Genomic DNA, 26,896 nt, shown 5'->3' with positions numbered 1-26,896 from the left:
TGCCAGTCGCTTGATGATCTGGCATCACTCCAGGGCCATCGAAAGCTCCGCTTTCAGATCTGCCACGTCTTCGACGCCCACTGATAGTCGGATCAGACCGTCACTGATACCGAGCCGTTTGCGGTTGGCCGCAGGGACGGATGCGTGAGTCATGATGGCCGGGTGCTCAATCAGACTTTCAACGCCCCCCAACGATTCCGCCAGCGCAAATAGCTCGCAGCGCTCCAGCATACGGCGTGCCTTTTTGAGCCCCCCCCTCACCTCGACGCTTATGATGCCGCCAAACCCCGCCATCTGTCTTCGTGCCAAGGCATGTTGCTCATGGCTTTTCAGACCAGGGTAGATCACCCGCTCCACACCGGGGTGCTTGGCCAGCCAATGAGCAAGTTCAGATGCGTTCTCGCAGTGAGCCTTCATCCGCAAATGCAGCGTTTTCAGCCCTCGCATGGCAAGGAAAGCGTCGAAAGGCCCGGAAACAGCCCCGACCGAGTTCTGGAGAAAGCCCATCTGCTCAGCCAGCTCGCGGTTTCCAGCAACAACCACCCCGCCAACCATGTCCGAATGCCCGTTCAGGTATTTGGTGGCCGAATGCAGGACGAGATCCGCCCCATGCTCCAGAGGGCGTTGCAGGAGGGGCGAACAGAAGGTGTTGTCCACCACCAGAATAAGCCCGTGCTTCTTGGCAAAGCGCGCGACCTTGGCCAGGTCAACCAGCTTCAGCATGGGGTTGGTAGGCGTTTCCGCCCAGATCATTCGCGTATTGGGCTTCAGCGCAGCCTTCAACGCATCCGCGTCATTCAGATCGATAAAGCTGAAATCCAGTCCCGCTGAGCGGCGCCGAACCCGCTCGAATAGGCGGTAGGTACCGCCGTAAAGATCATCCATGGCGATAACGTGACTGCCCGAATCCAGCAGGTCCAGCACCGTGGCAGCGGCGGCCAGGCCGGAGCCGAAGGCAAAGCCAGCCACCCCGCCCTCCAGGTCTGCCACGCAGCGCTCATAAGCCATGCGCGTAGGATTTTGCGTCCTGGAGTATTCATAGCCCTTATGCTTGCCGGGGCTCTCCTGCACATACGTGGACGTGGCGTAGATAGGCGTCATGATGGCGCCGGTGCTGGGGTCAGGCTGCTGGCCGGCGTGGATGGCCCGGGTTCCCAAGCCGTACGGGCGCGGCTTACTGGCTGTTTTCATTGTATCTATGCCCTTGATCCAAAGTAGCGCTCAGCTAAGAACTCTCCATCTTACCCTTTTCATCCCCAAATGGACTTGGGGCACGTGGCAGGCCGTTCAGATACATTGGGACCGGAGTTTTACGAGGATTAATTTGCTGGACGATAATGCCGACATCGGGTTAATCGCGCCCGCTGGGGCTGCGTTGGGGTAGCTAAATCAGCATGAAATTTCTTCTTTACGCCCAAGTAGACCGCAACAGCATCGGAGAGCACCTAGGGGCGGCCGATTACAGTTATTTCTTCCTGTTGAGGGCCTTTGCGCCCGTGCTGGCCGAGTTGGGCGAGGTGATCGAGCTTAGCGACAGCCAGCAGGCGGATGTCATCCATGGACAATGCACCCAACGGGGTGAGCGCTGTGTCCTGCTGTCGTTTGCCCCGCCACACAAGACCCCTTTGGGCCTCACCTGCCCCACGGTGCCCGTATTTGCCTGGGAGTACCCGGAAATCCCCGAACGCATCGAGGAGGCGTGCTGGCGCGACGATCCACGCCATGACTGGCGCTATGTCTTTTCCACCACCGGACGCGCCATCTGCCTATCCACGCATACCGTAGAAGCTGTTCGGCGCAGCATGGGGCGAACATATCCCATCGCCGCCATTCCCTCCCCCATTGCGCCCTCGTTGACTCCGCCGCGTACCCATCCCGCCTCGCTTTTGCCCGAAGGTATAACCTGGCGACTAAATGCCGCTGTGTCGGATAGCTATCGCATGGGTCTGAATGTAGACGCGATGCTGCATCCCGAAACGCAAGACGGAACGCCATTCGACCCGTCGGACCTCAGGGACTTCTCCGAGGTCAACGGTCTGTCCTTGGAAAAGGCGCCCGTCCATTCCCTTCGGTATATGGACGTAGGGGGAAGCTCTCTTGAGGACGATCCATACCAGCCCCCATTAGCGTGTGACTGGAACGTTCCGCCAAGCATGCCAGTGCGGCTTCACCTGCATGGCGTGGTGTATACCAGCGTACTGACGGCGTCCTCCGGCCGAAAAAACTGGGAAGATCTGGTCACCGCATTTTGCTGGGCATTCCGCGATACGGAAGATGCCACGCTTATACTGAAACTCACCGGCCGGGATCTTCCACATAATCACCGCCATTTGTTGATGATGCTGACCAAGCACGCTCCGTTCAAATGCCGAGTGATTGCCATTTACGGTTACGTGTCCGACGACGATTACGCAGCACTCGTCGGCGCCAGCACCTTCTACGTCAATGCATCGCTATGTGAAGGGCAATGCTTGCCGTTGGTGGAATTCCTTAATGAGGGTGTGCCGGCCATCGCACCCGACAACACCGCCATGGCCGACTACATCAGCGACGATATTGCCTTTGTCGTGAAAAGCTATCCCGGTACACCGACGATGTGGCCACACGGCGACCATGAGATCAACCGCACCTCTTACTGCCAACTGGACTGGGGATCCCTGGTGGAGGCCTATCGGCGCAGTTACTCGGTCGCGCATCAAGATCCCGGCCTCTACCGGCAAATGGCGCATTGCGCGCGCCAGACCATCCAGGATTACTGCGGCAACGATATCGTGACAACTGCCCTGCACACATTTCTCTGTCCCGAACTACCCTTGCCCATGCAGGCAACCTCGGGCGCAGTTGTATCAGACTCCCGCCTGCTTGCAGCTACGCCGTGATCCTACTTGTTCATACCAGCACGTCGGCTGACAACATCCCGCAGCAACTGGGGCGGCCCGAATACAGCTATCGATTTGTGCTGCGCGAGTTTATGCCGCTGCTGAAACAATTGGGCACAGTCGTAGAGGTTGCCGACCCGGCTGACGAAGTAGACCCCATTTATCGCGACTGCCTCGCACGTGGCGAATCTTGCCTATTCCTTTGCTTCCTGCCCCCCAACAAGACGCCAATCAACCTGGACTGTCCAACCATTCCCGTGTTTGCGTGGGAATTTGAAACACTGCCCAATGAAGCGTTCGGCGGAAAACCACGCAATGATTGGCGGCGCATTCTGGCGAAACTTGGTAGCGCCATCACGCACTCCAGTTACACCGTTGAATGCGTACATGCTCAACTTGGCAACGATTTTCCCGTGGCATCCATCCCCGCGCCCTTGTGGGATCGTATGCAAGCCTTGCACAACACCCCGTCCCCTTCGCGAGCGCTTACCGTAAATGGCTTGGTCGTCGACAGCACGCGCACCGATCTGTCCGCCTATTGCAAAAGCAAATTGCTGGCCGCGGCACCCGACGCTTTGCCACTACCGCCGAATTTTCACGAGTATCAGGGAAGTATTAACCTGGATGGTGTCGTCTATACCGCCGTCCTTAATCCCTATGACGCACGCAAAGACTGGCCACAGATGATCAACGCCTTCTGCGAAGCGTTTCGCAACACACCCGATGCAACACTTCTGATCAAGCTTACCCACCACGATCCAGCCGACCTTATCCCCGAAATGCTTGAGGCTATCTACACCATGGGCCCTTCGGCATGTCGCGTATTGCTGGTCCATGCCTATTTGGAAGAAACTCAATATAACGCCCTGCTTCGCAACACGACGTACGCCCTCAGCGTGTCCAGGGGCGAAGGGCAATGCCTGCCATTGATGGAATACATGTCCGCCGGCGTTCCCGCCGTCGCCTGTCGCCATACATCGATGCTTGACTATATCGACGATGACTGTGCTTTCGTGATTGACTCCAGCCTGCAAATAGGTGCATGGCCCCACGATCAACGACAGGCCTACCGCACACTGCGCCAGCGCGTGCACTACCAGTCTCTGGTGAACGCCTATCGCTGCAGCTACTACGTCGCACGCCATGAGCCTGAGGTCTACAGGTCAATGAGCGAGGCGGCTGTTGGCTCACTGAAGCGGTACTGCTCCAATGCCGTTCTGCTGCCTCGTCTTCGGCAGTTTCTCGAGGAGCGTATCTCATCCTCCTCCACTGGGGAGAAATCCACGCCCTCCCTATCTGCCGGCGCAACATGACCTCATCCCGCCGGAACAATGAAATCGAATGCTTACGCGCCATCGCGGTGCTGGGCGTCGCTGTTCACCACATGCAAGGCAATCTGTTCAAAAACAGCCTGCCCTTCCTGGATGCCATGTTCAAACGCTGCGACTTCTGGTTCGGCGTCGATCTTTTTTTCGCCATTTCGGGGTTTGTAATTGCCCGCGGCCTGCTCCCTGAGTTGACTGTATTCAACGGCACACTGCGCCAGCAGGCAAGGATCATCGTCGCCTTCTGGATTCGGCGCGCCTGGCGACTTCTGCCATCGGCCTGGCTCTGGCTCGGGTTTACACTACTGGCCGTCCTCGCATTCAATGACAGCGGCGCCTTTGGCCATGTGCGGCCCAATCTGATGGCCACACTTGCGGGTATGTTGAACGTGGCCAACTTCCGTTTCGCGAGCACGATATTTCATCGTGAATACGGTGCCAGCTTCGTCTATTGGAGCCTGTCGCTCGAAGAGCAGTTTTACCTTTTGCTACCGCTGCTGGTGCTTTGCCTGCGTCGGCGCATCGATGTCTTCATGGCCGGATTGGTCGTAGCCCAATTCAGCCTGATACGAATGCCCCCCTTAATGGCATTTCGCACCGACGCGCTGGCATGGGGCGTGCTGCTGGCCTGCATGACGCGTTCGGCTACGTATATCGCGATCGAACCTCGGTACCTTCTTCGCCTGGGGCCCTTGCGCTTGATCGTACCGGCCTTGCTGCTGGCCGTCCTGGCCTTGCTGGCCGCACCGTTCACCGCGGTCTGGCATACCCGGATCGGTTTGATCGCCGTGTTGTCAGCAACCTTGGTTTGGATCGCCTCCTATGACCGGGGTTACCTGTTCCCACGAAACGGCGCGTCGCGATTGCTCGCCTGGATAGGGGCTCGCTCATACGCGATTTACCTTATCCACATCCCCACGTTTTTCTTTATGCGCGAGATTTATGACCGACTCGAAATCCCCTCTCCTGCGACTTGGCTCTCCGCGATACCACTGTGCACGTTCGCCGTCGGCCTGAGTGTCTTGCTGGCCGAACTCAACTACCGATATATCGAGCAACCACTACGACGTCGCGGCATTCGTATCGCGGAACATTTCTTGAATCACCAGCTTCGAGACGAACCGCAGGGGAGCTCTACCCTCATGCAATTAACGACAGACATGGGGCCAGACCGATTAAGCTCACCGGTCACGCAGGACTGACCTCTGCCGCCTGAAGGTCAGCCGAACGATGTCGCGCGTGCATCCAGATCAGGCACGGACGCTCCAAGATATGCCAGGATAGGGCGGCCAACACCACCGTGATCGGGATGGCGATCGCCACGCTCAGATAGTTACTCAAGGTTGGATTCACAGCCACGATAGTCTGCTGAATGACGAAACCATACAGATAAATCCCGTACGAATAATCGTATTTCGGCTTGAGCCAGCGCAATTGGCGAAGCGATGCAAGCCATAGCACCCCATAAGCAAAGGCCGGGTACAGCAAGATCGTACCCATCGGCGTAAAACGAAGCGCAACGTATCCCACCAGAAGCGATAAAGCCGGCAACCAATGCAATATCACCCGAGTACGGAACGAATACAGCAGCATGCCAAGTAGGAAAAATGGAACAGGATAGAACGAGTAGAGAATCCGCTTGACGAAGAACCCTCCGAGGGTGATATGCACGGGAGGATGCTTGACAAAGTATGCGAAGATCACACCTACCACGCCAACCACGATGATAGTTCCACGCCGCGAATTCGCTCCCAGTCCCAATGTCCCTGCGATCAGAATAATGGCATAGCACTCCAGTTCGATCGGCAATGTAGTGACCGCTCCATTGACTACGAATCCCAGGCGATTTCTATCAAATACGCCTGGAAGCGATCCTCCGACACTGCCGATCAGTGACATGTTGTGCGCGAGCCATCGATACGTCGCGGGATTGGAGAAGTACTCAGCCAAAGGAATGCTGGTAAACAAGGGACCCACCACCAAGGCTGTAAACATTGCGCAAACTATCGCGCCGGGCCATATGCGTGCCGCACGCAGTCCAACAAATCGGGTTGGCGAAGATTGTCTGGCATAACTTGCCGAGACCAGTAATCCACTGATCAGGAAGAAGGCATATACGGCCAGGCTGCCGAACGATTCGCGGTGTGTGAACCGCACCAACAGTTCAAAGGAACGGGCACCACAAATGCCGTATGAGTGCCCCAGCATGACCGCGAGTGCCGCACACAAGCGGATCAAGTCGAAGTTATTCCCATCGCGCGCCAGTGTTTCCGAAAGAGTCTTCATTCGCTCGCATTCTCATCCAAGCGCCACCCGCACACTCGCCAGGTATACCGCTGCCGCGTCCCTGGTATAGACCGCATCCTGATGGACTCCTGAGTCACCAAGCCACCGGCATATACGGCGCTACGCCCCATCGATGTCGGGAGAATACCCGAACAGCCTGCCTCGCGCTGTTTTGCGATGGCAATAGCCAATGCTAGAACCTACACTAGGCTCGCTATCTACCCTGGATTATGTGACCGCCATGAAGACCAGTGAAGCGGACCAATTGCAAAGAGCCTCTGATCTGAGCTTGTATGACGCTATCCTGAGTGGCTGGTACCAAAACGACACCAACGAAGTTTTCCGTGGCATCCCGGTAGGGCCTGGGGATACTGTCGTGGACGTTGGTTTTGGCGGCGGCGGCAGCAGTCTTTTTTGCGCCAGGCGCGGCGCCCGCGTCATCGCCATCGACCACGATCCGCCAGCGGTCGCGGCCATGGCTTCGAAACTGGCCGAGCTGGCGCCCCATTCGCACCGGGCACTGGTTGCCGATGCCCATCAGCTTCCGCTGGAAGACAACTCGGCCACCTGCGTTATCTGCACCGAAGTTCTGGAACATGTCGACGATCCGAAACGGGTTATGCAGGAACTGGTTCGCGTTGGAAACCCGGGCGCACGTTACTTGCTATCCGTCCCCGGATTCCAGTCGGAAGTCCTGCAGTTACAGATTGCGCCACCCATCTACTTCCAAAAGCCCAACCATATCCGGATCTTCACACAGCAGCAGTTTGTCGAACTCGTAACCGCCTCTGGCCTGTTCGTCGAGGCACAAACGCAATTCGGCTTTTACCACTCGATCTGGCAAGCACTGTTCTGGGCATGCGATGTCGATATAACTCGCCCGGATCACCCTGCGCTTCTGCACTGGTCCGAGTCATGGCGAGCCATTCTAGACGATACGCGATCGGGGCCTTCGCTCAAGAAGAAGCTCGACTCGGTCCTGCCCAGCTCACAAGTTGTCGTGGCGCGCAAACCCTGATCCGGGACAGGCGTTTACTGGAACACCCCGAAACGTTGAACACATAGACCCGTACCGGCATGAGCCCTTCCATTATCAAAGCCATCTGGCGCTATCGCGGCTTTATCCTTGGCAGCGTCAAACGCGAATTTGAAGCACGCTATCGCAACTCCCTGCTCGGCGCCGCATGGACGATATTGCAACCATTGGCAATGATCACTGTTTACACCGTAGTGTTCTCCGAGCTCATGCGCACAAGACTGCCCGGCATGGGTAGCCCCTATGCATACAGTACGTTTCTTTGCGCCGGACTGCTGACATGGGGCTTGTTTTCGGAAATCCTTCAGCGCGGACAGAGCGTTTTCATCGAAAACGGCAACATCATCAAGAAACTCAACTTCCCACGCATTTGCCTGCCAGCGATTACGGTATTAAACGCACTGATCAACTTCTGCATTGCCTTTGCTATTTTCCTGGCATTCCTGTTGGTCACGCGAAATTTTCCAGGCTGGATTGCGCTTTATGCAGTACCCATACTTATCGTGCAAGTAGCATTTGCGATCGGACTTAGCGTGATCGCCGGCGTGCTGAACGTGTTCTTTCGTGACGTCGGGCAATTCGTGGGCATCCTGCTGCAATTCTGGTTCTGGTTCACGCCCATCGTCTATTCGACTGCCACCCTGCCTCAATCGGCGCGAACCTTGATTCGCATGAACCCGATGACACCTCTAGCCCAGGCCTACCAAGGTATTTTTTTATACAAGCAAACACCGATATGGCGCGACATCTGGCCAGTGGCGCTGCTCGCCGTTGCACTTTGCGGGCTTGGGCTTTTCTTGTTTCGCCGACATGCGGGCGATATGGTGGATGAGCTCTAATGGGCGCGATTCAGATCAAAGGGCTTGGCAAGGCTTATAAGCAGTACCCTAGCCAGTGGGCACGTCTTGCAGAATGGATAGTGCCCTTCGGTGCTCAGCGCCACCAGAAGCACTGGGTTCTGCAGGACATCAACTTCGAGGTGAAGGCGGGCGAAGCGGTAGGCATAGTAGGCAGCAACGGTGCCGGCAAAAGTACCTTGCTAAAGCTGATTACCGGCACGGTGCGCCCTACGGCAGGCGAAGTAGTGCTGCACGGTAGAGTAGCTGCCATGCTTGAATTAGGCATGGGCTTTCATCCCGACTTTACCGGCCGTCAAAACGCGATCATGGGCGGTCAGCTATTAGGCTTGTCGCTTGAAACGATCAATAACCTCATGCCCGCCATCGAGGCATTCGCAGAGATCGGCGACTATATCGACCAGCCTGTTCGAACCTATTCGAGCGGCATGCAGATGCGCCTGGCTTTCAGCGTCGCGACGGTACAACGGCCCGATATCCTGATCGTCGACGAAGCGTTGTCAGTAGGCGACACCTACTTCCAACACAAGAGCTTCGACCGCATTCGTACATTTAGAAAAGAAGGGACAACACTATTGATCGTCTCGCATGATCGCTATGCCATTCAAACGGTGTGCGATCGAGCCATCCTGCTCGAAGCCGGCCATGTCAAAATGGAAGGGCCGCCGATCGATGTGCTCGATTACTATCACGCGATGATGGCCGAGCGGGATCACTACAAGATTCGGCAACTCGCACTGGCCGACGGTCGCGTGGCGACCATTTCGGGAACCGGAGAGGTATATATTACCGATGCACAGCTGCTTGACGAGAGCAACCAGCCGGTCAAGTCGGTCAAAGTCGGCCAGGATCTCAATCTCGTGGTATCCATCAAGGCACGTGTCGATCTGCCTCGGGTGGTTCTCGGTTTCATGATCACGGACCGGCTTGGCCATTGCATCTATGGCATCAACACGCATCGCCTGGAACAGCCATTGGAAAACATGGTCGCTGGCGAAGAAGCCACTTACTGCTTCCGCTTCCCGGCACGCCTAGGCAAGGGCAGCTATTCGCTATCGCTATCGCTTTCACGCTTCGACTCTCACCTGGACAAGAACTTCGAGTGGCGAGACAACGCGCTGATGTTCCATGTATTCAACACCAAGCGGGAAGACTTCGTCGGCAGCAGCTGGCTTGACGCCAAAGTGGACATAACCCGCCAGCCCATGCACGAATGACGCCCATTCAATTGGGTGCGTGATACATCCAGCGCAGCGTGTCGGACAAACTGAATGACGGCATGGCGCCGATACGTGACTGCAAGCGCGAGGGATCGCCGGCGAGGCGGCGAATCTCGTTTTCGCGCACAAAGGCCGGATTAACCCTCACCTCAATGTCATATCCCGCGATATCGGCCATCGCCGCCAATACCTCGCGCAACGAGTGGGGTACACCGGTACAGATATTGAACGTGTCGTCGCCGTTATCTGTTTCCAACAAACGACGATACGCCCAAACCACGGTCCGGACGTCCATAAATTCTCGCCATACATCGAGATTTCCAAGCTCGATATGACGATCACCACGGCTAAAGTGACTCACGATCTTGGGTACAAGGAAGCGGGGATCCTGACCAACACCGGTGTAGTTAAACGGTCTGCAAAATACCAGGCGAAAATGGGAAGACCATGTCCTTGCCATGTATTCCATGGCGAGCTTACTGACAGCGTAGTCGTTGGCCGGACGCAGCGGAGAGTTCTCATCAAGCGATGATTCACTGTCCGAAGAATTTCCATAGACGAGAGCGCTGCTGGCAAACAATACCGTCTCAGGCTTTTGCTGCAGTTCCGCCAACGCGGCCAGCAGATGCCGGCTTCCTACAATATTGGTGCGGTAGACCTTATCGACGTCACTGTGTGCCGCAAAAGCCACACCGGCGAGGTGAATCACCGCGTTGGGTTGTATACGTGCAACGGCCGTCTTAACCGCCGCTTCATCCAGCAGATCAACATGATCGTTGCCTCCTGGCGATACCAAGCCATGTACGGCGTATCCGGCCTCCTGCAACTCTTTTGCGAGGTAACGGCCTGTAAATCCCCCTAAACCGGTGACAAGGACTCGCTTGCCGCTCTTTTCAGAATGAAATGCCATGGGTATTTCTGCGCAGGTCTGCCTCGATCATCATCCGACACAGGGACTCCAGGGAAGTTTCGGCAGCCCAACCCAGCGCCTTGCGGGCCTTGGTCGCGTCTCCGATCAATAAGTCCACTTCGGCCGGGCGATAATAGCGGGGATTTATCCGCACCACGGTTTTTCCGGTGCGCACATCAATACCTCGCTCCTCCAGTCCCTGGCCCTCCCATGCCAACGGCATATCCGCCGCCGCGAATGCCAGGCTGGCGAAATCACGCACCGTCTCGGTTCGCTCCGTGGCCAATACGTACGTATCCGGAATGTCCGCTTGCATCATGCGCCACATTCCTTCGACATACTCCTTCGCGTAACCCCAGTCTCGCCGTGCGTCCAGGTTGCCGAGCTCAAGCTGGTCAAGTTTGCCCAATCGAATCTTGGCTACGGTATCGGTGATTTTTCGCGTCACGAATTCACGCCCGCGCAAGGGGGATTCATGATTGAACAGGATGCCGCTGGCGCCAAATAGCCCATAGGACTCGCGGTAATTAACCGTGATCCAGTGCGCGTAAAGCTTCGCAACGCCATAGGGGCTACGTGGATGAAACGGAGTGGTCTCTGATTGGGGAACGGCCTCCGCCTTGCCAAACATCTCTGAAGTGGATGCCTGGTAATACCTTATGCGCGGATTGACCATCCTGATGGCCTCCAGGAGGTTCAACGCCCCTACCCCCGTGATCTGGGTTGTGGTTACCGGTTGGTCGAAGGAGACACCAACGAAGCTCTGCGCGGCAAGATTGTAGATTTCGTCAATGCCAAACCTATCCAGCAAGCGTACCGCCGCACCCATATCATTCAAGTCGAATTCGGCCAGCTCAAGCTGAGGATGCTCGGTGATACCCAGCTCCTCGATACGCCAGAAATTGGTTGAACTCGTGCGCCGATACGCACCGACAACCTTGTATCCCTTTTGCAGCAGAAGTTCGGCCAAATAGGCACCATCCTGCCCCGTGATGCCGGTAATCAATGCAGCCTTCATGCCTGAGCCTTAAGAGATGGATGCCAGCGATGTTACGCGTGTACCTGCTGCTGTCAATTCGCCATGCCGGCCGGACAAATTACGAATCTTGGCCGGACTTCCACAACGTAAGCCACTGCGCATGATCAGGATCAAGCAGCATTTGCCCCAACCTGGCCGTCGTCACTTGCCAACTTAGCCCAGCCTCGCCAACTGACAGCGTCTCCTTTTTCGCTCCTGCCGAGCAAGCCCGGATGACATCGGCCAGATCATCAACGGAATTACCATCAAAATACTGCGCGAACGCCGAAGCCACTTCTCGAAAAACGGGAATGTCTCGGGCGATAACAGGCACGCCTCGATGGGCGGCCTCAAGCAGAGGAAGTCCAAAGCCCTCCGCTTCGGACGAGGCGATAAGTGCTCGAACCACGCCATACAGCGCTTCCAGGTATTCGTCACTGGCATTTTCCAGCCAGACCAGCCTGGATTCGCGCGCAGCAAGCGCGCGCAATCGAGCCGCCAACGCATCCGACATCCAGCCAAGCCGGCCGACAATCACCAGACATGCCGCGCTGCCTTCCGTCCAGAGGCGCTCGAATGCATCAAGCACCATGGCATGGCCCTTACGTGGCTCGACAGTTCCGACCATCAGGAAAACAGGCCGATCGCGCAAACGTCCCAGGAGCTCATTTGCATCCGCTGGCAAGCCTGCGCTAGGCCGCGTCGCCATCAGATCGCTGCCTGGATAGAAATAGCCCAAAGCTAATGATTCTTTACGCTGCGGTGGATGCAGTTCAAACCACTGATGAAGATCATTCACCACGGATTTCGAGATACCGATCAACGCATCTGCATAACGTCCAATGCAGGCCAGCCAACGCGCATGCATGGGAGCGATCTCTGCCGGAAACCATTGTGGACGAAGCACCGGCAGCAGGTCATAAACCGTAAACACTATGCGAACACCTCGCGCGCGCCATGCGGCAAGCAGACTGGCATTGGCGGGCAATTTATCAGCCACCCAATCCAGACCTAGCAAGAGATCTCCCGCATCAGGCCGCACTTCCGCCTCAAGCAAACCGACATCAGGGTGGTCAATCAGGTGCAATGCATACGCATGAGCAAAAACATAGCGGCCATCAACCAGCTTCACCGGCTCGACTCGCCACGGCAAATTCTCATCCCGCAAAAGCTGCGACAAAACTCCGCGCACGACACGCTCTATGCCGGTATGCAACGTGCTTGAGGAAGTAGCTGTCACATCGACGAACATTCGCGGCCGATAAGGCCGATGGCGGTTCAACACCACCAAATCTCGCGCATCGGCCAGTAGTCGCGCGTTCTCGGTCGAAGCAGCCTCATAGCGCTGAAGGTCAGCCAGCAACTTATTGCTATTGGCACCCGCCGATCGCCTTGCAAGCAGCTCGATTGCATCCTTGTATCGCGAGGCGGCCTTGGCCGGATGATGCCGCTCCCTCACCCATTCTTGACCCGCCTTGCCCAACGTCATCCGCAAGGATTCGTCCTGGTGCAGGCACTGCAATGCGACTACCAGGTCGTCGTCGGCGAAGGCGTCGTCGATCTGTAGCGTAACGTCGCGCGATAGTTCGGCCGAGGAACCATGTGCATTGACTATCAATGGGATGCCCTGCGCCATCACATCGAAGATCGCCGCAGACGTTTCGCCACGCGAGTCCGTTCTCAATTGCACGGCCACATCGCAGGCCGCCAGATAATCGGTATAACGGTTGGCGTCGACGAAACCGGTGATATGCAGGCGCCGCCTGCATTTGGCTGCGTGCATGACGGCAAGCAGCTCCCGCCCATAGTCACCACCATGATTTTCGCCGACAAAAATGAGATGGCATCGCAAGTCTTCCGCGAGCGAAGACTGCAGCCAGGCATCGAGCAGCCGATGATTCATCTTGGTCGGCGCCAGCATGCCAAAGCTGCATACCACATAATCATCGGCACCTATACCGAGCGCTCGGCGCGACGAATCACGATCTCCGTGCGTAACAGCCCGGGAAAAGGGGGCCACCATGAACTTGGACGCCGCGACTGGGCCATAGCGGCGACGCGCCAAATCCACCGCATGATGCGAATGCACGATCACACCCTGTGCAGCATCAATAACCTCAAGACTGACTGGATACGTGTTGATGGCAGCACCGCGCCCGTAGTGCAAGTCACGCAACAGCGCCGGATAGCCATGACTCCTGTACAGATCCTGCTTGAAAAGCCTGTCATCCCGAGCTTGATGTGCCATCCAGTTGCGGACCGCCCCCAGGAAGAAATCGTGCAGGACAACGACGCCTGGACGCTCCCTGAGTGCTTCGAACATGCCTGCATGAAGCGGCGAATTTCCTACGTGATAGAGAATACGCAGGTCGGCATTGACAGGAGATTTCAACCACTCCAGCGAACGAATCGGGAAGTTGGCACGTACCCACGGATCCCTGACTTCCAACTGATCGGCGACCACATCAATGTCGTAATGGGTGGCCAGCTCTCGCAGAAGGCGCGCACTGTAGTCCGCTATTCCGGACCGCTCGGGCGGCAGTGGCGACACATAAATAAGACGGGGGCGATTTCCCCGCAAAGTAGTTGTTGCCTTACCGGGAAGATGATTTTCAATGGCTTCCAGCGCCCTTCGCGCACTATCGGACCAGGCAAATTGACCCGCCCTCAAACGCCCATACTCGCGAAGCTGCTTGCGCATGGCAGCATCACTGAGAACGTGCTGCATCTTTTCAACCATTGCACTGATGCTGCGCGGATTAAACAGCGCATCGGCCCGACCGATTACCTCGGGAAGGCTCGCCGTATTCGACCCGATGACAGCCGCACCGCAAGCCATAGCTTCCAGAGCGGGCAGACCAAAGCCTTCGTGAAGCGAGGGCGCCACAAACAATTCGCAACTGGAATAGAGCTTCGCGAGCTCGGCATCTTCTACGCCACCGGTAAAAAGAACCGCCCCCTCGCTCAATCCTGCACGACGCGAATATATGCGCAGCTGCCGCTCGACCAGAGGATCACAGCGCCCGGCCAGCACTAACACATGCTTCTGTCTTGTAACCACAGGTAATTCGGCATAGGCCGCAATCAGTGCGTCGACATTTTTATGCGCATCGTACCCCCCGGCATAAAGAAGAAAGCCGGGACGGATACCGTAATCTCCGCGCCAACGCTCCCAATCCAGCCCACTCGCGGGCATGGGTTTGAACGCTTCGTCAGCAGCGGCATGTACCACTGCCACACGAGAGGGCTCCAGGTCCAGCCGCTCAATGACTTCGCTGCGCGAGGATTCGGATATCGCCAGGAGCAGGCCGCAACGTTTCAGCAGGCCCAATCGCCTGTAATACCAGTGCTGGTATTTGGGATCATGGAGATACCGATCCGGATGTAGCAGCGGAATGAGGTCATAGAGCGTGGCAACATGTCGCTCATCATCCTCCCCGGCTCCGAGCGCCGCGATCGAGTCATCGCCCCAGCCCTCGAACATGCTGCTGTGCCAGATGCAATCAGCATTCATATCCGCAAAGAGATCCGCCTGCACTGCCTCCGCAATGCGCGCACGTATCTGGTTATCGGGAATGCACCCCGCGATATCCTGTGGCAACTCTCTAACAACAATCCGCGAACGCGGAATCAATCCATGGAACTGCTCTACCAGTTCTACCGTGCTATCGACGTGACGCCCATTCAACACGAGCCATAGTTCGTGCGCGGAAGCGACTTTTGCGAACGCCTTCGCCATTGAAAGGGTGTAGCGTCCGATACCCCGATGCCGACTATTCGACTGAGCCCCCTGCAAATCCAGAGCAATCTTCATCTAGTCAATCTCGTCACTGGCATGACCACATATCGCGCGCAGCTCGATTTGGCATGCCCTGCATTGCGGATCATTGCGCATGCAATCGGGCACGCCATCGCAGACTCAAGCTGGGGAACATGCGCGCGATCAGCCGAATGACCGGCCTCACAACCGGCCGCTTGACGAGCCAACGGAGCACAGTCCGCAATGTAGCCTTCACATGTGTCCACCGATGTGCCGATCTCCTCAAAGGCGCCGTCACTCGCCATGATCGACTGGTTACAAGCGTTGCCAATTCACGTTCGAGATTACGGATGCGCAGCAATTGCCCGTCTCGCTCCCGCAATAGCCATTGCTGTTCGGACTGCAGCATGTCCAAACGATCCCTCAACGTCGAGACATCGTGCTCGGCGGTCACAAGCAGCGCGAGCCTACGTGCAGCCAGCTCTCGCCAATGGACAGTATCTTGCTGACTCATCTCGGAAGGACCCGAGGGAGGCGTCACAGCAGGTTGGTCACCATTTTCCATCATCGTCATTCCATCAAACAGTTTGGCGCCTTTGCACCAACGGATTAACCAACTCGAGAACCCATAACCGGCGCCTGGCACGCATCATCGAGTTGATTCAATCGCTGCTCAAGTACAGCCATGCAAGCATCCGCCGAAAAACGTCTTTGCATATCAGCCAATGCCTTTACCCCGATGCGCGTACCGAAGGCGCGATCCTCGTACAGCTTCCGCATGTGCTGCGCTGCGTGCAGTGGATCTGGCTCTGCCCAATACTGGCCCTTGCCATGCTGATATTCACCTTCCCGCACGGGAACCATGTCGAAATCCACGAGGCAGCTGTTGTCCGGCGTCATGTACTCCATGTTGCCCGAATAAGACGTCGCAACGACGGGCTTCCCCATGCACATCGCCTCCGCCATGCCCAGTCCGAAACCCTCGGATCTATGCAGTGAGACATGCACATCCACACAGCGATGCAGGGCTTGCAGATCGGACCGCTCCAGCATGTCATCGCGCAACATGATCCGGTGATCGGCTGCCGCAGCGGCAGCCAGTTGCATCAGGAGGACGATGTCACGATCACCATTGAACGACTTGATGAGGAGACTCACCTTCTCATCCCCGCGCGGGAAGGCCAGGCAAAAAGCCTTGATCACAGCAAAGGGATTCTTCCTGGCAATCGATGAATTGAAATCGAAGGAGCAAAAATAGACGTAGCTATGTTCATCCAGTCCGAAATGATGACGCATCAATCCGCTATCTTCGCCCAGAACAACCGGCAATGGCACGCGCGTAATCGGCTTGTCAGTAACGCCACGCAATGCACGCTCGACGAATTCCGAAGAGACCATAATTTCATCAACGCTATCCAGCGCAGGTAACCACGCGTCGGGGAAACGCTCCAGCTCCCAGAACCAATAACCGATGGTGTAGCGGTCTCGCCCTCCCCCGCTTCCGTAGAGCCTGCCCAGGGCGTCATCCCAGTGATCGGGATTAACAAAGATCAAGTCGCGCCGGTACTCCGGAGCCAGCCGGAAATGTCCCGCCAATGTACGGTCATGACGCGCGTGCGGGATATCAATATCCACATCGTGCAGCGATACCGGGAATCCTGATTCCAATAGCGCCCGGGCATAAAGTCTTGCGCATTCGCCAAGCCCCAGCCAGCGAGACAGGAATCCGTGTAAATCAATACCCTGCGCCTCGGCCTTCGCATGCGCCGCAAGACGATGCGAGAAAGGGTGAGCCACCTGCACTGATTCGCCCCCCCACCCCAGGTCCCGGTTGAAGCGGAAGTCGCGATACGCCGAGGTCGCCAATGCCCCACGAACGCGAATCCGCCAGGAAAGGGGAATCCAGGACCGAAGCATCGACCAGTAGCGGTGATTGAGCACGCCAGTAATCAGTCGCCACTTCGTAAACCGTGGTGTGCACCGGAAATAAATCGACACTTTTACCTCGCACGGCTCTTATTTGCTACCGACCGCCGCTTTCCTGTGGCGAAGCCGACTGCATGAACATTGTGGTGCGAACGCCCCCTATCGACTCCGACCATGAACAGCTGGCCCACTCACCCTTGGGGCCACCCAGCCCAAGTCGATCCGCTCTGTGACAGAATAATCGTTCTATTTGGAGTTATACATGAAACCTTTGCTCGTTACCGGTGGAGCCGGCTTTATCGGGGCCAATTTTGTCTTGCAAGCGGTGGCGGATGGGCTGCAGGTGATCAACCTGGACAAGCTCACCTACGCCGGGAACCTCGACACCCTCGCTTCCTTGCAAGGTAATCATCGACATGTTTTTGTGCAGGGCGACATAGGGGACCGCGCCCTCGTCGCAAAACTGCTCCGTGAGCACGAGCCTCAGGCAATTGTCAATTTCGCCGCTGAATCGCATGTTGACCGGTCGATCGATGGCCCCGCCGCCTTCATCGAAACCAATGTCGTGGGAACACTGGGCCTGCTCGAAACGGCGCGCGATTACTGGCGCGAGTTGGAGGGCAGCGCAAAGGATGCCTTCCGTTTCCTGCACGTTTCCACCGACGAGGTGTATGGCTCACTGGGCGAAGCAGGCCAATTCACCGAAACCACCGCTTACGCGCCCAATTCGCCCTATTCCGCATCCAAGGCCGCGTCAGACCACCTGGTCCGCGCTTTTCATCACACCTATGGCTTGCCGACGCTTACCACCAATTGCTCGAACAATTACGGGCCTTATCAGTTCCCCGAGAAGCTGATCCCACTGATTATCCAGAAGGCGCTGGCAGGCGAACCACTGCCCGTCTATGGCGACGGCCTCAATATTCGCGACTGGCTGTTCGTCGGGGATCATTGCTCGGCGATCCGCCGCGTGCTCGAGGCGGGCCGTCTGGGTGAAACCTACAATGTCGGCGGCAATGCCGAGCAAACCAACATCACGGTCGTAAAGACCATCTGCGCCCTGCTCGACGCTCGCCAACCGTTGGCTGATGGACGCCCGCGCGAGTCGCTGATCACCTACGTGAAGGACCGGCCGGGTCACGACCGGCGCTACGCCATTGACGCCAGCAAGCTGAAGCGTGAATTGGGTTGGCAACCTTCCCAAACGTTTGAAACGGGTATCACGCAAACTGTAGATTGGTATCTCTCCCATCAGGCATGGGTGAAGCGCGTACTCGACGGTAGCTATCGGATGGAGCGCCTGGGCACATGACCGCACGCAAGGGCATCATTCTCGCCGGAGGTTCCGGCACAAGGCTGTACCCGATCACGCAGGCGGTGAGCAAGCAATTGCTGCCCGTCTACGACAAGCCCATGATTTTTTACCCGCTGGCTACCCTGATGCTCGCGGGCATCCGCGAAATCCTGATCATCAACACGCCGCATGAGCAAGCACTGTTCCAGCGCTTGCTGGGCGATGGCTCCCAGTGGGGCATCCGCATCGAATATGCCGTCCAGCCTTCACCCGATGGCCTGGCCCAGGCCTTTCTGATCGGCCGCGACTTCATTGGCAATGATCCAAGCTGCCTGGTGCTTGGTGACAACATCTTCTATGGCGTCGGACTGACGGAACGACTGAAACGCGCGAGCTCGCGTGATCACGGCGCTACCGTATTCGGCTACTGGGTAAGGGATCCCGAGCGCTATGGCGTGGCGGAATTCGACGCCAACGGCCGCGTGATCGGCCTGGAAGAAAAACCGTCGAAGCCGAAGTCTCACTATGCCGTGACGGGCCTTTATTTCTACGATCAACGGGTATGCGACTACGCGGCGGACCTGAAACCGTCCCCTCGCGGCGAGCTGGAAATTACCGACCTCAACCGGCGCTATCTCGAAGACGGCTCGCTGCATCTTGAACAGCTTGGCCGTGGCTACGCGTGGCTTGATACCGGCACGCACGAATCGCTGATGCAGGCCGGCAATTACATCGAAACGATCGAGAACCGTCAGGGCCTGAAGGTGTGCTGCCCGGAGGAAATTGCCTACGCGCATGGCTGGATCGATGCAGAGCAAGTCATGCGCCTGGCCGCCCCTCTTGCAAAGACCGGCTACGGGCAATACCTGCAGCATCTGATTGAACAAGGGCACGTAGAATGAAAATCATCCAGACCACACTGCCCGGCGTAGTAGTGATCGAGCCGCAAGTGTTCGGGGATGCACGCGGATTTTTCTACGAGAGCTACAACCAGGCGAAATACGTTGCTGCCGGCATTAGCGCAACGTTTGTCCAGAGCAACGTTTCGCGCTCAAGCAAAGGCGTATTGCGCGGACTGCATTACCAGTGGCCCAATCCACAGGGCAAGCTGGTCAGCGTGCTTGAAGGTGAAGTGTATGACGTCGCGGTAGATATCCGCCGTGGATCTCCCACCTTCGGCCAGTGGGCCGGTGTCATGCTTACTGCCGACAATCACCGGCACTTCTGGATACCCGAGGGTTTTGCACACGGCTTCTGTGTGCTGTCCGATTTCGCGACCTTCACTTACCAGTGCACGGCGCTCTATGACGCCAAAGCCGACGCGAGCATCCGCTGGGATGACGCAAGTCTTGGCATCGATTGGCCGATCAGCGGCCCGCAGCTTTCCGAGAAAGATCTCAAAGCGCCGTTGCTTGCGGATGTATCCGCCGACCGGCTCCCTGTGTTCACCGCATGAACATCCTGCTGCTCGGCGCCAACGGCCAGCTAGGCCGCAGCTTTCTTGAGCACGGCGGACTTGCAAGACTCGGTCAAGTTACGCCGGCCAGCCGGGATGGCAAGCGCACGGATGGCGGTGTCGCGGTGGTTGCCGACCTCTCCGCACCTGACACGCTGCCGTCTCTGTTGGACACGATACGCCCGCAGCTCATAGTGAATAGCGCCGCTTACACCGCGGTCGATCGCGCCGAGCAAGAGGAAGATCTCGCCACCCGCATCAACGGAGAAGCAGTCGGGGTCATCAGCCGTTGGGCCGCGGCCAACGATGCGTTGGTCGTGCATTACTCCACCGACTATGTGTTCGACGGCAGCGGATCGACACCTTATCGGACAGACGCCGCTACCGCGCCCATCAGCGCCTATGGCCGAAGCAAGCTGGCAGGTGAAAAAGCACTGACGGCCAGCGGTGCAAATCATCTGCTGCTGCGCACCGCCTGGGTGTATGCAGCGCATGGCCACAATTTCCTGCGCACCATGTTGCGCCTGGGCGCGGAACGTGAGGAGTTGCGCGTCGTGGCCGACCAGCACGGCGCACCGACCAGCACCGACCTGATCGTAGGCGGCACCCTGGCGGCCATCCAGGCCTGGCAGCAGGCAGATACCGCGCAGCGCCAAGCCATGCAGGGTACGCATCATCTGGTAGCTAGCGGACATACCAGCTGGCACGGCTTCGCCACCGCCCTGCTCCAGGCGGCGCATGCGAAAGGTCTGCTTCAGCGCATGCCACGGGTTGTTCCCATCACCACGGCGGAATTCCCTACGCCGGCCAAGCGCCCGGGCTGGTCCGTGCTGGACAACACCAGTTTCCAGCAGCGCTTCGGCTATGCTCTGCCGGAGTGGCAGGACGGCCTGCATCACGTTATCGAGAAGCTCCACCTTCAGGCTGGTTGAACCATGCTGATTCCTTTGATTCTTAGCGGCGGCAGCGGCACGCGTCTATGGCCGGTTTCCCGCCGAAACATGCCCAAACAGTTCCTCTCCCTGACGGGCCAGGACACGCTTTTCCAGCAGACGGTGGCACGCACGCGCCTATTGCCGGACGTCGCCGCACCGGTTGTGGTTGCCAGCGAAGACCACCGTTTCCTGGCGGCGGACCAATTGCTCGAAGCAGGGGTCCAAGGTGCCACGATCGTGCTGGAGCCTGCAGCCCGCAACACTGCGCCGGCGATCGCGCTGGGGGCGCTGAAAGCACTGGAACTTGATGCAGAGGCCCTGCTGCTGGTGCTGCCAGCCGATCACCTGATCGGTGACACCCAGAGCTTTACCGCTGCCGTGCAACAAGCCCTCCCCGCCGCGCGCGATGGCTGGCTGGTGACCTTCGGCATTCGCCCGGACCGCCCGGAAACCGGCTTCGGCTATATCCGCCGGGCCGAATCGATCGGCGGTAGCGCCTTCCGCGTGGCGAAGTTCGTGGAGAAGCCGGACCAGGTCACGGCTCAGGGCTATCTCGATGATGGCGGTTACGACTGGAACTCCGGCATGTTCCTGTTCAAGGCCGCTCGCTATCTGGAAGAACTGGGTCAGCACGCCCCCGACATGCTTGCTGCGGTACGCGCCGCGTACGCCACCGGCCACGGCGATCTGGACTTCGTGCGCGTGGATGGGGCGGCGTTCGCCAAGGTGCCTGACAACTCGATCGACTATGCGGTGATGGAGAAAACCGCCCGCGCAGCCGTGATCCCGGTGAGCTGCGCGTGGAGCGATATCGGCTCGTGGTCGGCGCTGTGGCTATCGGGCAAGCACGACGAACAAGGCAACCAGCGCGAAGGCGACACCATGGCGGTGAATACTCGCAACTCGCTGCTGCGTTCGCATGATCGCCACATGATCGCCACCGTGGGCGTGGACGATCTGATCGTCGTCAGCACGCCGGATGCCACGCTGGTGGCTCACCGCGATGCCGCACAGGACGTGAAAAAGGTGGTCGATCAGTTGAAGGCCTCGGGCCGCACCGAGCACTCCTTCCATCGCGTCGTGCATCGTCCGTGGGGCAGCTACGACTCACTCGAAGCGGGTAGCCGCTTCCAGGTGAAGCGCATTGTGGTGAAGCCCGGCGCCAGCCTGAGCCTGCAAAAACATCATCATCGCGCCGAACACTGGATCGTGGTCTCCGGTACCGCCGAAGTCACCTGCGATGACAAGGTGTTCCTGATGACCGAAAACCAGAGCACCTATATCCCGCTGGGCAGCGTCCATCGTCTGAGCAACCCGGGCAAGGTTCCGCTGGAGCTGATCGAAGTGCAATCCGGCAGTTACCTGGGCGAAGACGATATCGTCCGCTTCGACGACGTCTACGGTCGCTCCTGATCACGCTTGACGCGGCAGCATTCATGGCAGTGCTGCTTTCGAGAGCCTGCCCTGGCCGATTGTCTCGCCATTCATTCCCGGCAACCAAAACAAAGCGCCCCCTGGAAAACCAGGGGGCGCCTATATTCACACCTGTGAACGACTCACCAGGCTGAGGCATAAACCAGGTTATAGGCATTCACCGAACCGATGCCGGTGGCGAAATCCCAGCCCGTGCCCGTGCCATAGGCCTTGTCGTAGGCTGAGGTAGAGGTCGACAACACCCCATACGTACCCGATGGCTTGTAGCAGCTGTGCGAGCCTGTGCAGTTCACGTCCATGTCACCCTGGGTGACGTCGTAGAACACGCACGAGCTACCCACCGTATCGCCGTCGCTGGAATTACAGGTGGCGCTACCCGCCGAGCCGTACTCCGTCTTGGCGATGGAGTAATAGGTCGGCGCCGGATTGCCTGCACCGGTGGTAAAGCTGTTGTGCTGATCCACCAGCGCCTGGATGCCCGCCATGATCGGCGAAGCGAACGAAGTGCCACCTGCGCCGGCCCAGCCACTGGGCGCACCCGTACAAGCTGCCCCTTCACCCTTGGTGTTGCTATAGCAATAAACGTAGTAGTGGCCCAACACACCGTTCGCCGCGAACAGCGAAACGTCGGGAATGTCACGCACGCCATCGCTGGGATTCCCCACCAGGCCGGACTGCCAGGAAGGCTTGGACCACCCCGCGCAACTGCCACTCACCACACCGCTGGTACTGGGCGAACCTGTGGCGCAACCGCTTGGGCCGCCACTACCCGAAGCCGTGGTCAGGAAATCTTCCTTGCCCACGCTGCTATTGCAGAAACCGCTCTTGCCATACGGCGTGCTGTAGCCCTCCTTGGAGGAGATCAGCGAGCTGGCGCAGGAATCGTTCCACGGAATTTCCGGGATGTAAGACAGCGCCGAACCGTAGGTCGAACTGTTGCTCGAACTCCAGTAGGTACTGTTGGTGCCGGCATAGGTGTCGCCAAAATCGGTGCCGCCCACGGCCACGTTGTAGGGCGTGGACGCAAAACCGCTTACCCCGATACCGTGCGTGGCATTGCTTTCGTCAGCGTCGCAGCTGGCGGCGCCTTCGTCACCCGCAGAGACGAACACCGAAATGCCTTCGGCGGCGGCGCTTTCATAGGTGGAACTGTATGCGGCATTCTGGGTCGCGCCGTTTTCCGCTTCGCACTCCCCGTAGCTCACACTCCAAACGGTCGGCGCATGGCCCGCTTCAAGCAGGTTCTCCATCGCGATCAGGCCACCGAAGGTGGTGGTGGTATCGGCGCAGGAAACCAGTTCAAGCGTGGCGCCCGGAGCTGCGGCACCGGCATATTCCACATCGAGCTCCGCCTCGCCATCGTTGCCGACCACATCGCCGGGGTTGGTGCAGCTTTCCGGATGAACCTGGCTGAAGCTGGCAGTGGGCAGGCCGAACGTGGAGCGGAACGTGGTGATGTCGCTGGTCGAGTACACATTGGTGTCTTCGATCAGCGCAATCGTTTCACCACTACCGTTGATGCCCGCACTGAATAGCGGCTTGAGGTTATAGATTGTCGCCAGATCAGCCGGCGTCACCGCGTAGTAGGTGGATCCGCTTTCGGAGAAGGTGTAATCCAGATGCTGCTTGTAGTTCACATGCGGGCGGAAGTCATTCAGTGACACCACGCCCTCCACCACGCCGGCCAGCGCAGCCGGAATCTGCGGCTCACTCATGTTGCCGATATGCGCCTCGCCGTTGACGTTGAGATGATGGATCTCGGTGCCGAACGCCTGGCGCACCTGTCCGGCGTTGCCGGAGAAGTCAATCGTCATGCCATTCTGATAAACCTTGTTGACCGCGAAACCCTCGGACTTCAGCCAACCGGCAATGACATCGATATCCATCTGGGATGGACCGTACTGCTCACCCAGCTCTGCGTTGGTCAACCACTTGTGATAGTTCGACGAACCCTTGGTGAGCTGCTGCTGCATCAAGGCCTGCAACGCCAGCTCACGATCAGCTGGACGCTTGAGCTGCAACTGCATGTTGTTCATAGCCGTCGAATCGTCGACGCGGCCATGGTCGTTGGCGGCCGTGGCAAAAGCCGAAACATTGCCCGGTATGGTGACGCGATCGTTGTTGTTCGGCGCCTGGGTAATTTGCGGCGTTGAAAGCAGGCCGATCGTAACGGCTGCATGGCTGTGCGTGGCGTAGGACGATGCCACGCTGGCTGCCAAAAGGGTCAAGGCAAGCTTGGCAGCACGGCGGCCGCCAGAACGTACGGATGCAAATCTCACGTGTGTTTCTCCCCAAGGATTTTTGTAAGAAGCGGTGCCCGTGAATGGGCGATGCGTCCCATGTCAGCGGCATGGCGGGACCACGCCGCACTGAACGCACATCGACAACTGACATCTTCGGTAAGAACAACTCCCCCACTTGCTTCACTGCGATGCATCCAGCACGAGCCCATGTGCTGCAGATCGCTGCCTTCCCCCTGTGGGATCTTTCTAACATGCAAATTGCGTGATCGATAGATGACACTTACATGAAATCAATCACACTTTTTTGTAGGTGAGAAAAATGCCGCACGCATGCGGTTTCACTGCACGCGCACAGCTGGCCGATCAACACACGTGCATGCATCACACTTCGCCGCGTGATACATCGATCTAAATGTTTATCGCTTCGTTCTCGCCCGCATTTGCCTCGAGTTAAGGCAGGACAAATGGAAACGCGCTGCGGCGTTTATGCACATGCGCGGCAATCGTTACGGCGACCTGCGCGCGTATGTTGCGTATGCACACGCACGCATCATCGTGATTTGGTGTGACACGCTCGCCCACCCCTCAAGCAAGCCGGGTTATCAACACGGCTTGCTTTAAACGCTCGCCGGTGGGCAAGCGCATGACCCCACATGCATTAATGCGCTGACAGCGGAAAATCATCTTCCTCAAGCACCGACAGCCGCGAAGCCAGCTTTTCTGCCGCCACCAGCGCCACGTTGCGCCTTCATGTGCGTTTGCAGCGAAAACGGATGTCATCCGGCCGGACTTTCGTCCCGGCTTCCCTATTGCGCTTGTAATGTTATTGTGAAGCCCGCGATGAGATTCCCGTAAGGCAAGCTCACATTTCTCTCACGCTGTGTACCGAAACTTTGCGTCGTACCCGCCCCGCCGTCAGAGGAGAACACATGAACAAACATTCCAAGCCCCAGATGACCCGCTACGGTGCCCGTGCTGTCCTTGCCCTGGCTGTGGTATCCGCCTTCGCCGTTCCGGTGGTGGCCCAGGCGGGTGCGTTCCAGCTGCCTACCGACAACGCTGCCGGATGGGCACGCGCCAACGCTGGCGGCTCGCTGTTCCCCGATGATCCCACCGCGGCCTTCAACAACCCGGCAGCGATGGCTTTCTTCAGCGCGCCGGTGCTGCAGGCCACGGCCACCATGATTCGTCCTTCGGCGCAGTTCAACGGTCAAACGCAGACCATCGACGGCGCCCCGACCACCGGCAACAACCCGAACGGGTTCGACAAGTTCATCCCCTTTCCCAACCTCGCCTGGGTCGCCCCGATCAATAACTGGTTTGCCCTCGGTGGCGCATTGACGGTGCCCTACGGCCTGGAAAGCGACTACAACCCGACCTGGCAAGGCCGTTACTTCGGCACCCGCACCGATCTTGAATCCATCAACGCCAGCCTGTCGGCCGCCTTCAAGCTCAACGACCGCTTCTCGCTCGGCGTGGGTGTGTCCGGCCAGCGCACCAAGGCGCAGCTCAACACCGTCCTTGATCCCAATGGCGCGGCGCAGGCGCTGTTCGGCTTGCCACTGCCGCCACAGCAGGACGACGAACAGCTCAATGTCGACGTCAAGCGGACCTTCTCCGTCGGCTACTTCGGTGGTTTCGAATTCAAGCCGACCGATCAGGACAGCCTGGGCTTCAGTTATCACTCGCGTATCCAGAACACGCTGGCTGGTAACTACGCGGTCTACGGCGGCGCGGAAGGCAAGGCGCTGCTGGCCCTTGCACCGAAGCTGGATCCCAGCCTGCCGACGATCAATCCGAATGGTGCCTCGGCCAGCGCACGGTTCGATACGCCGGCCTATGCCAGCCTGGACTGGCTGCACTCGTTCAACAGCAACCTCACCATGGCCGCCACCGTCAAGTGGACGCAATGGTCGACCTTCCAGGACCTGGTGCTGATGTCGAACGGCCAGCAATTGCTCTCGCTGCCCGAGGAATACAAGGACAGCTATCTGTTCGCCGTCGGCGGCGATTACAAGCTCAACGAGCGCTGGACCCTGCGCGGCGGTATCGGCTATGACCAGACACCGACCGTCATCCTCAGCCGCGACCCGCGCGTACCCGATGGCGCCCGCAAACTGCTCGGCGTCGGTGTCGGCTACAAAGCTACCGACCATGTCAGCCTCGATCTGGGCTATCAGCACCAATTCGTCAGCAACACGCCGGTGCACCTGGTCGACCAGCCGATACTCGGCGGCGCCACAATGGATGGCTACTTCGCCGACTCCGGCGACGTGGTCAGCATCACCGGCACGTATCATTTCTGATCTGCGGACAA

The 26,896-nt window shown here is 58.1% G+C and carries 19 protein-coding genes; 12 read left to right on the top strand and 7 right to left on the bottom strand.

Features of this window, described 5'->3' with window-relative positions:
• Window positions 1-24 precede the first annotated feature (24 nt).
• Window positions 25-1,191 carry a trans-sulfuration enzyme family protein gene (locus ISP19_RS04420; RefSeq protein ID WP_204680139.1) on the bottom strand — a complete coding sequence of 389 codons (1,167 nt, stop codon included), beginning with the start codon at window positions 1,189-1,191 and terminating at the stop codon, window positions 25-27.
• 203 nt (window positions 1,192-1,394) lie between these two features.
• Here ISP19_RS04420 and ISP19_RS04415 point away from each other — a divergent pair, with 203 nt between their 5' ends.
• From ISP19_RS04415 to ISP19_RS04405, 3 genes are read left to right on the top strand one after another with little or no spacing between them, the layout of a single operon-like run.
• On the top strand, window positions 1,395-2,879 hold the full coding sequence (locus ISP19_RS04415) for a glycosyltransferase (RefSeq protein WP_204680138.1): 1,485 nt from the start codon (window positions 1,395-1,397) through the stop codon (window positions 2,877-2,879).
• Window positions 2,876-4,192, top strand: coding sequence for a glycosyltransferase (locus ISP19_RS04410; RefSeq protein ID WP_204680137.1), 1,317 nt, complete (start codon window positions 2,876-2,878; stop codon window positions 4,190-4,192). Before ISP19_RS04415 ends, ISP19_RS04410 begins: the two co-directional genes overlap by 4 nt.
• Complete coding sequence (locus tag ISP19_RS04405; protein ID WP_204680136.1) at window positions 4,189-5,406, top strand: acyltransferase family protein; 1,218 nt, start codon at window positions 4,189-4,191, stop codon at window positions 5,404-5,406. Before ISP19_RS04410 ends, ISP19_RS04405 begins: the two co-directional genes overlap by 4 nt.
• Here the strand turns inward: ISP19_RS04405 and ISP19_RS04400 are convergent.
• A complete protein-coding gene (locus ISP19_RS04400) occupies window positions 5,393-6,490 on the bottom strand; it encodes an acyltransferase family protein (protein ID WP_204680135.1) in 1,098 nt (365 codons plus the stop codon). The two genes, ISP19_RS04405 and ISP19_RS04400, sit on opposite strands and share 14 nt — an antisense overlap.
• Before the next feature lie 241 nt (window positions 6,491-6,731).
• Here ISP19_RS04400 and ISP19_RS04395 point away from each other — a divergent pair, with 241 nt between their 5' ends.
• The 3 genes from ISP19_RS04395 to ISP19_RS04385 are packed head-to-tail and all read left to right on the top strand — an operon-like array spanning window position 6,732 to window position 9,600.
• Window positions 6,732-7,508 (top strand): class I SAM-dependent methyltransferase, encoded by a 777-nt coding sequence (locus ISP19_RS04395; protein ID WP_204680134.1) that lies wholly within the window; start codon window positions 6,732-6,734, stop codon window positions 7,506-7,508.
• Window positions 7,509-7,567: 59 nt separating this feature from the next.
• On the top strand, window positions 7,568-8,365 hold the full coding sequence (locus ISP19_RS04390) for an ABC transporter permease (RefSeq protein ID WP_204680133.1): 798 nt from the start codon (window positions 7,568-7,570) through the stop codon (window positions 8,363-8,365).
• A complete protein-coding gene (locus tag ISP19_RS04385; protein ID WP_204680132.1) occupies window positions 8,365-9,600 on the top strand; it encodes an ABC transporter ATP-binding protein in 1,236 nt (411 codons plus the stop codon). Before ISP19_RS04390 ends, ISP19_RS04385 begins: the two co-directional genes overlap by 1 nt.
• A gap of 7 nt (window positions 9,601-9,607) precedes the next feature.
• Here the strand turns inward: ISP19_RS04385 and ISP19_RS04380 are convergent, their stop codons facing one another.
• From ISP19_RS04380 to ISP19_RS21465, 4 genes are all read right to left on the bottom strand, one after another.
• A complete protein-coding gene (locus ISP19_RS04380) occupies window positions 9,608-10,513 on the bottom strand; it encodes a GDP-mannose 4,6-dehydratase (RefSeq protein ID WP_204680131.1) in 906 nt (301 codons plus the stop codon).
• Entirely contained in the window at window positions 10,497-11,531 is a 1,035-nt protein-coding gene (gene gmd, locus ISP19_RS04375) for a GDP-mannose 4,6-dehydratase (RefSeq protein ID WP_204680130.1), read from the bottom strand. Before gmd ends, ISP19_RS04380 begins: the two co-directional genes overlap by 17 nt.
• Window positions 11,532-11,610: 79 nt before the next feature.
• Window positions 11,611-15,345, bottom strand: coding sequence for a glycosyltransferase (locus ISP19_RS04370; protein ID WP_204680129.1), 3,735 nt, complete (start codon window positions 15,343-15,345; stop codon window positions 11,611-11,613).
• Window positions 15,346-15,900: 555 nt separating this feature from the next.
• Window positions 15,901-17,232, bottom strand: a complete 1,332-nt coding sequence (locus tag ISP19_RS21465) for a glycosyltransferase family 4 protein (protein WP_204680128.1) — start codon at window positions 17,230-17,232, stop codon at window positions 15,901-15,903.
• A gap of 247 nt (window positions 17,233-17,479) precedes the next feature.
• On the opposite strand from ISP19_RS21465, the gene rfbB reads away from it, so the two are divergent.
• Genes rfbB through ISP19_RS04340 form a run of 5 tightly spaced genes read left to right on the top strand, consistent with a single transcriptional unit; the run spans window position 17,480 to window position 22,315 of the window.
• Complete coding sequence (gene rfbB / locus ISP19_RS04360) at window positions 17,480-18,529, top strand: dTDP-glucose 4,6-dehydratase (RefSeq protein WP_204680127.1); 1,050 nt, start codon at window positions 17,480-17,482, stop codon at window positions 18,527-18,529.
• Window positions 18,526-19,413, top strand: coding sequence for a glucose-1-phosphate thymidylyltransferase RfbA (gene rfbA, locus ISP19_RS04355; RefSeq protein WP_204680126.1), 888 nt, complete (start codon window positions 18,526-18,528; stop codon window positions 19,411-19,413). Before rfbB ends, rfbA begins: the two co-directional genes overlap by 4 nt.
• A complete protein-coding gene (gene rfbC, locus ISP19_RS04350; protein WP_204680125.1) occupies window positions 19,410-19,967 on the top strand; it encodes a dTDP-4-dehydrorhamnose 3,5-epimerase in 558 nt (185 codons plus the stop codon). Before rfbA ends, rfbC begins: the two co-directional genes overlap by 4 nt.
• Window positions 19,964-20,899, top strand: coding sequence for a dTDP-4-dehydrorhamnose reductase (gene rfbD, locus ISP19_RS04345; RefSeq protein WP_204680124.1), 936 nt, complete (start codon window positions 19,964-19,966; stop codon window positions 20,897-20,899). The genes rfbC and rfbD overlap by 4 nt, the downstream gene beginning before the upstream one ends.
• Window positions 20,900-20,902: 3 nt before the next feature.
• Complete coding sequence (locus ISP19_RS04340) at window positions 20,903-22,315, top strand: mannose-1-phosphate guanylyltransferase/mannose-6-phosphate isomerase (protein ID WP_204680123.1); 1,413 nt, start codon at window positions 20,903-20,905, stop codon at window positions 22,313-22,315.
• A 143-nt stretch (window positions 22,316-22,458) separates the two neighbouring features.
• Here the strand turns inward: ISP19_RS04340 and ISP19_RS04335 are convergent, their stop codons facing one another.
• Window positions 22,459-24,615 carry a S53 family peptidase gene (locus ISP19_RS04335; protein ID WP_204680122.1) on the bottom strand — a complete coding sequence of 719 codons (2,157 nt, stop codon included), beginning with the start codon at window positions 24,613-24,615 and terminating at the stop codon, window positions 22,459-22,461.
• A gap of 893 nt (window positions 24,616-25,508) precedes the next feature.
• Here ISP19_RS04335 and ISP19_RS04330 point away from each other — a divergent pair.
• Window positions 25,509-26,885 carry an outer membrane protein transport protein gene (locus ISP19_RS04330; RefSeq protein ID WP_204680121.1) on the top strand — a complete coding sequence of 459 codons (1,377 nt, stop codon included), beginning with the start codon at window positions 25,509-25,511 and terminating at the stop codon, window positions 26,883-26,885.
• Window positions 26,886-26,896: the final 11 nt, after the last annotated feature.

It is taken from the genome of Dyella flava, from assembly GCF_016904955.1.
Lineage (GTDB): Bacteria > Pseudomonadota > Gammaproteobacteria > Xanthomonadales > Rhodanobacteraceae > Dyella_B > Dyella_B flava.
Note: the sequence above shows the minus strand (reverse complement) of the source record. Positions and strands in the feature narration are given on the sequence as shown.

Coding starts and splice junctions, on each gene's coding strand:
- ISP19_RS04420 (WP_204680139.1), bottom strand. CDS start 1,191: ATGAAAACAGCCAGTAAGCCGCGCCCGTACGGCTTGGGAACCCGGGCC.
- ISP19_RS04415 (WP_204680138.1), top strand. CDS start 1,395: ATGAAATTTCTTCTTTACGCCCAAGTAGACCGCAACAGCATCGGAGAG.
- ISP19_RS04405 (WP_204680136.1), top strand. CDS start 4,189: ATGACCTCATCCCGCCGGAACAATGAAATCGAATGCTTACGCGCCATC.
- ISP19_RS04400 (WP_204680135.1), bottom strand. CDS start 6,490: ATGAAGACTCTTTCGGAAACACTGGCGCGCGATGGGAATAACTTCGAC.
- ISP19_RS04395 (WP_204680134.1), top strand. CDS start 6,732: ATGAAGACCAGTGAAGCGGACCAATTGCAAAGAGCCTCTGATCTGAGC.
- ISP19_RS04390 (WP_204680133.1), top strand. CDS start 7,568: ATGAGCCCTTCCATTATCAAAGCCATCTGGCGCTATCGCGGCTTTATC.
- ISP19_RS04385 (WP_204680132.1), top strand. CDS start 8,365: ATGGGCGCGATTCAGATCAAAGGGCTTGGCAAGGCTTATAAGCAGTAC.
- ISP19_RS04380 (WP_204680131.1), bottom strand. CDS start 10,513: ATGGCATTTCATTCTGAAAAGAGCGGCAAGCGAGTCCTTGTCACCGGT.
- gmd (WP_204680130.1), bottom strand. CDS start 11,531: ATGAAGGCTGCATTGATTACCGGCATCACGGGGCAGGATGGTGCCTAT.
- ISP19_RS04370 (WP_204680129.1), bottom strand. CDS start 15,345: ATGAAGATTGCTCTGGATTTGCAGGGGGCTCAGTCGAATAGTCGGCAT.
- rfbB (WP_204680127.1), top strand. CDS start 17,480: ATGAAACCTTTGCTCGTTACCGGTGGAGCCGGCTTTATCGGGGCCAAT.
- rfbA (WP_204680126.1), top strand. CDS start 18,526: ATGACCGCACGCAAGGGCATCATTCTCGCCGGAGGTTCCGGCACAAGG.
- rfbC (WP_204680125.1), top strand. CDS start 19,410: ATGAAAATCATCCAGACCACACTGCCCGGCGTAGTAGTGATCGAGCCG.
- rfbD (WP_204680124.1), top strand. CDS start 19,964: ATGAACATCCTGCTGCTCGGCGCCAACGGCCAGCTAGGCCGCAGCTTT.
- ISP19_RS04340 (WP_204680123.1), top strand. CDS start 20,903: ATGCTGATTCCTTTGATTCTTAGCGGCGGCAGCGGCACGCGTCTATGG.
- ISP19_RS04330 (WP_204680121.1), top strand. CDS start 25,509: ATGAACAAACATTCCAAGCCCCAGATGACCCGCTACGGTGCCCGTGCT.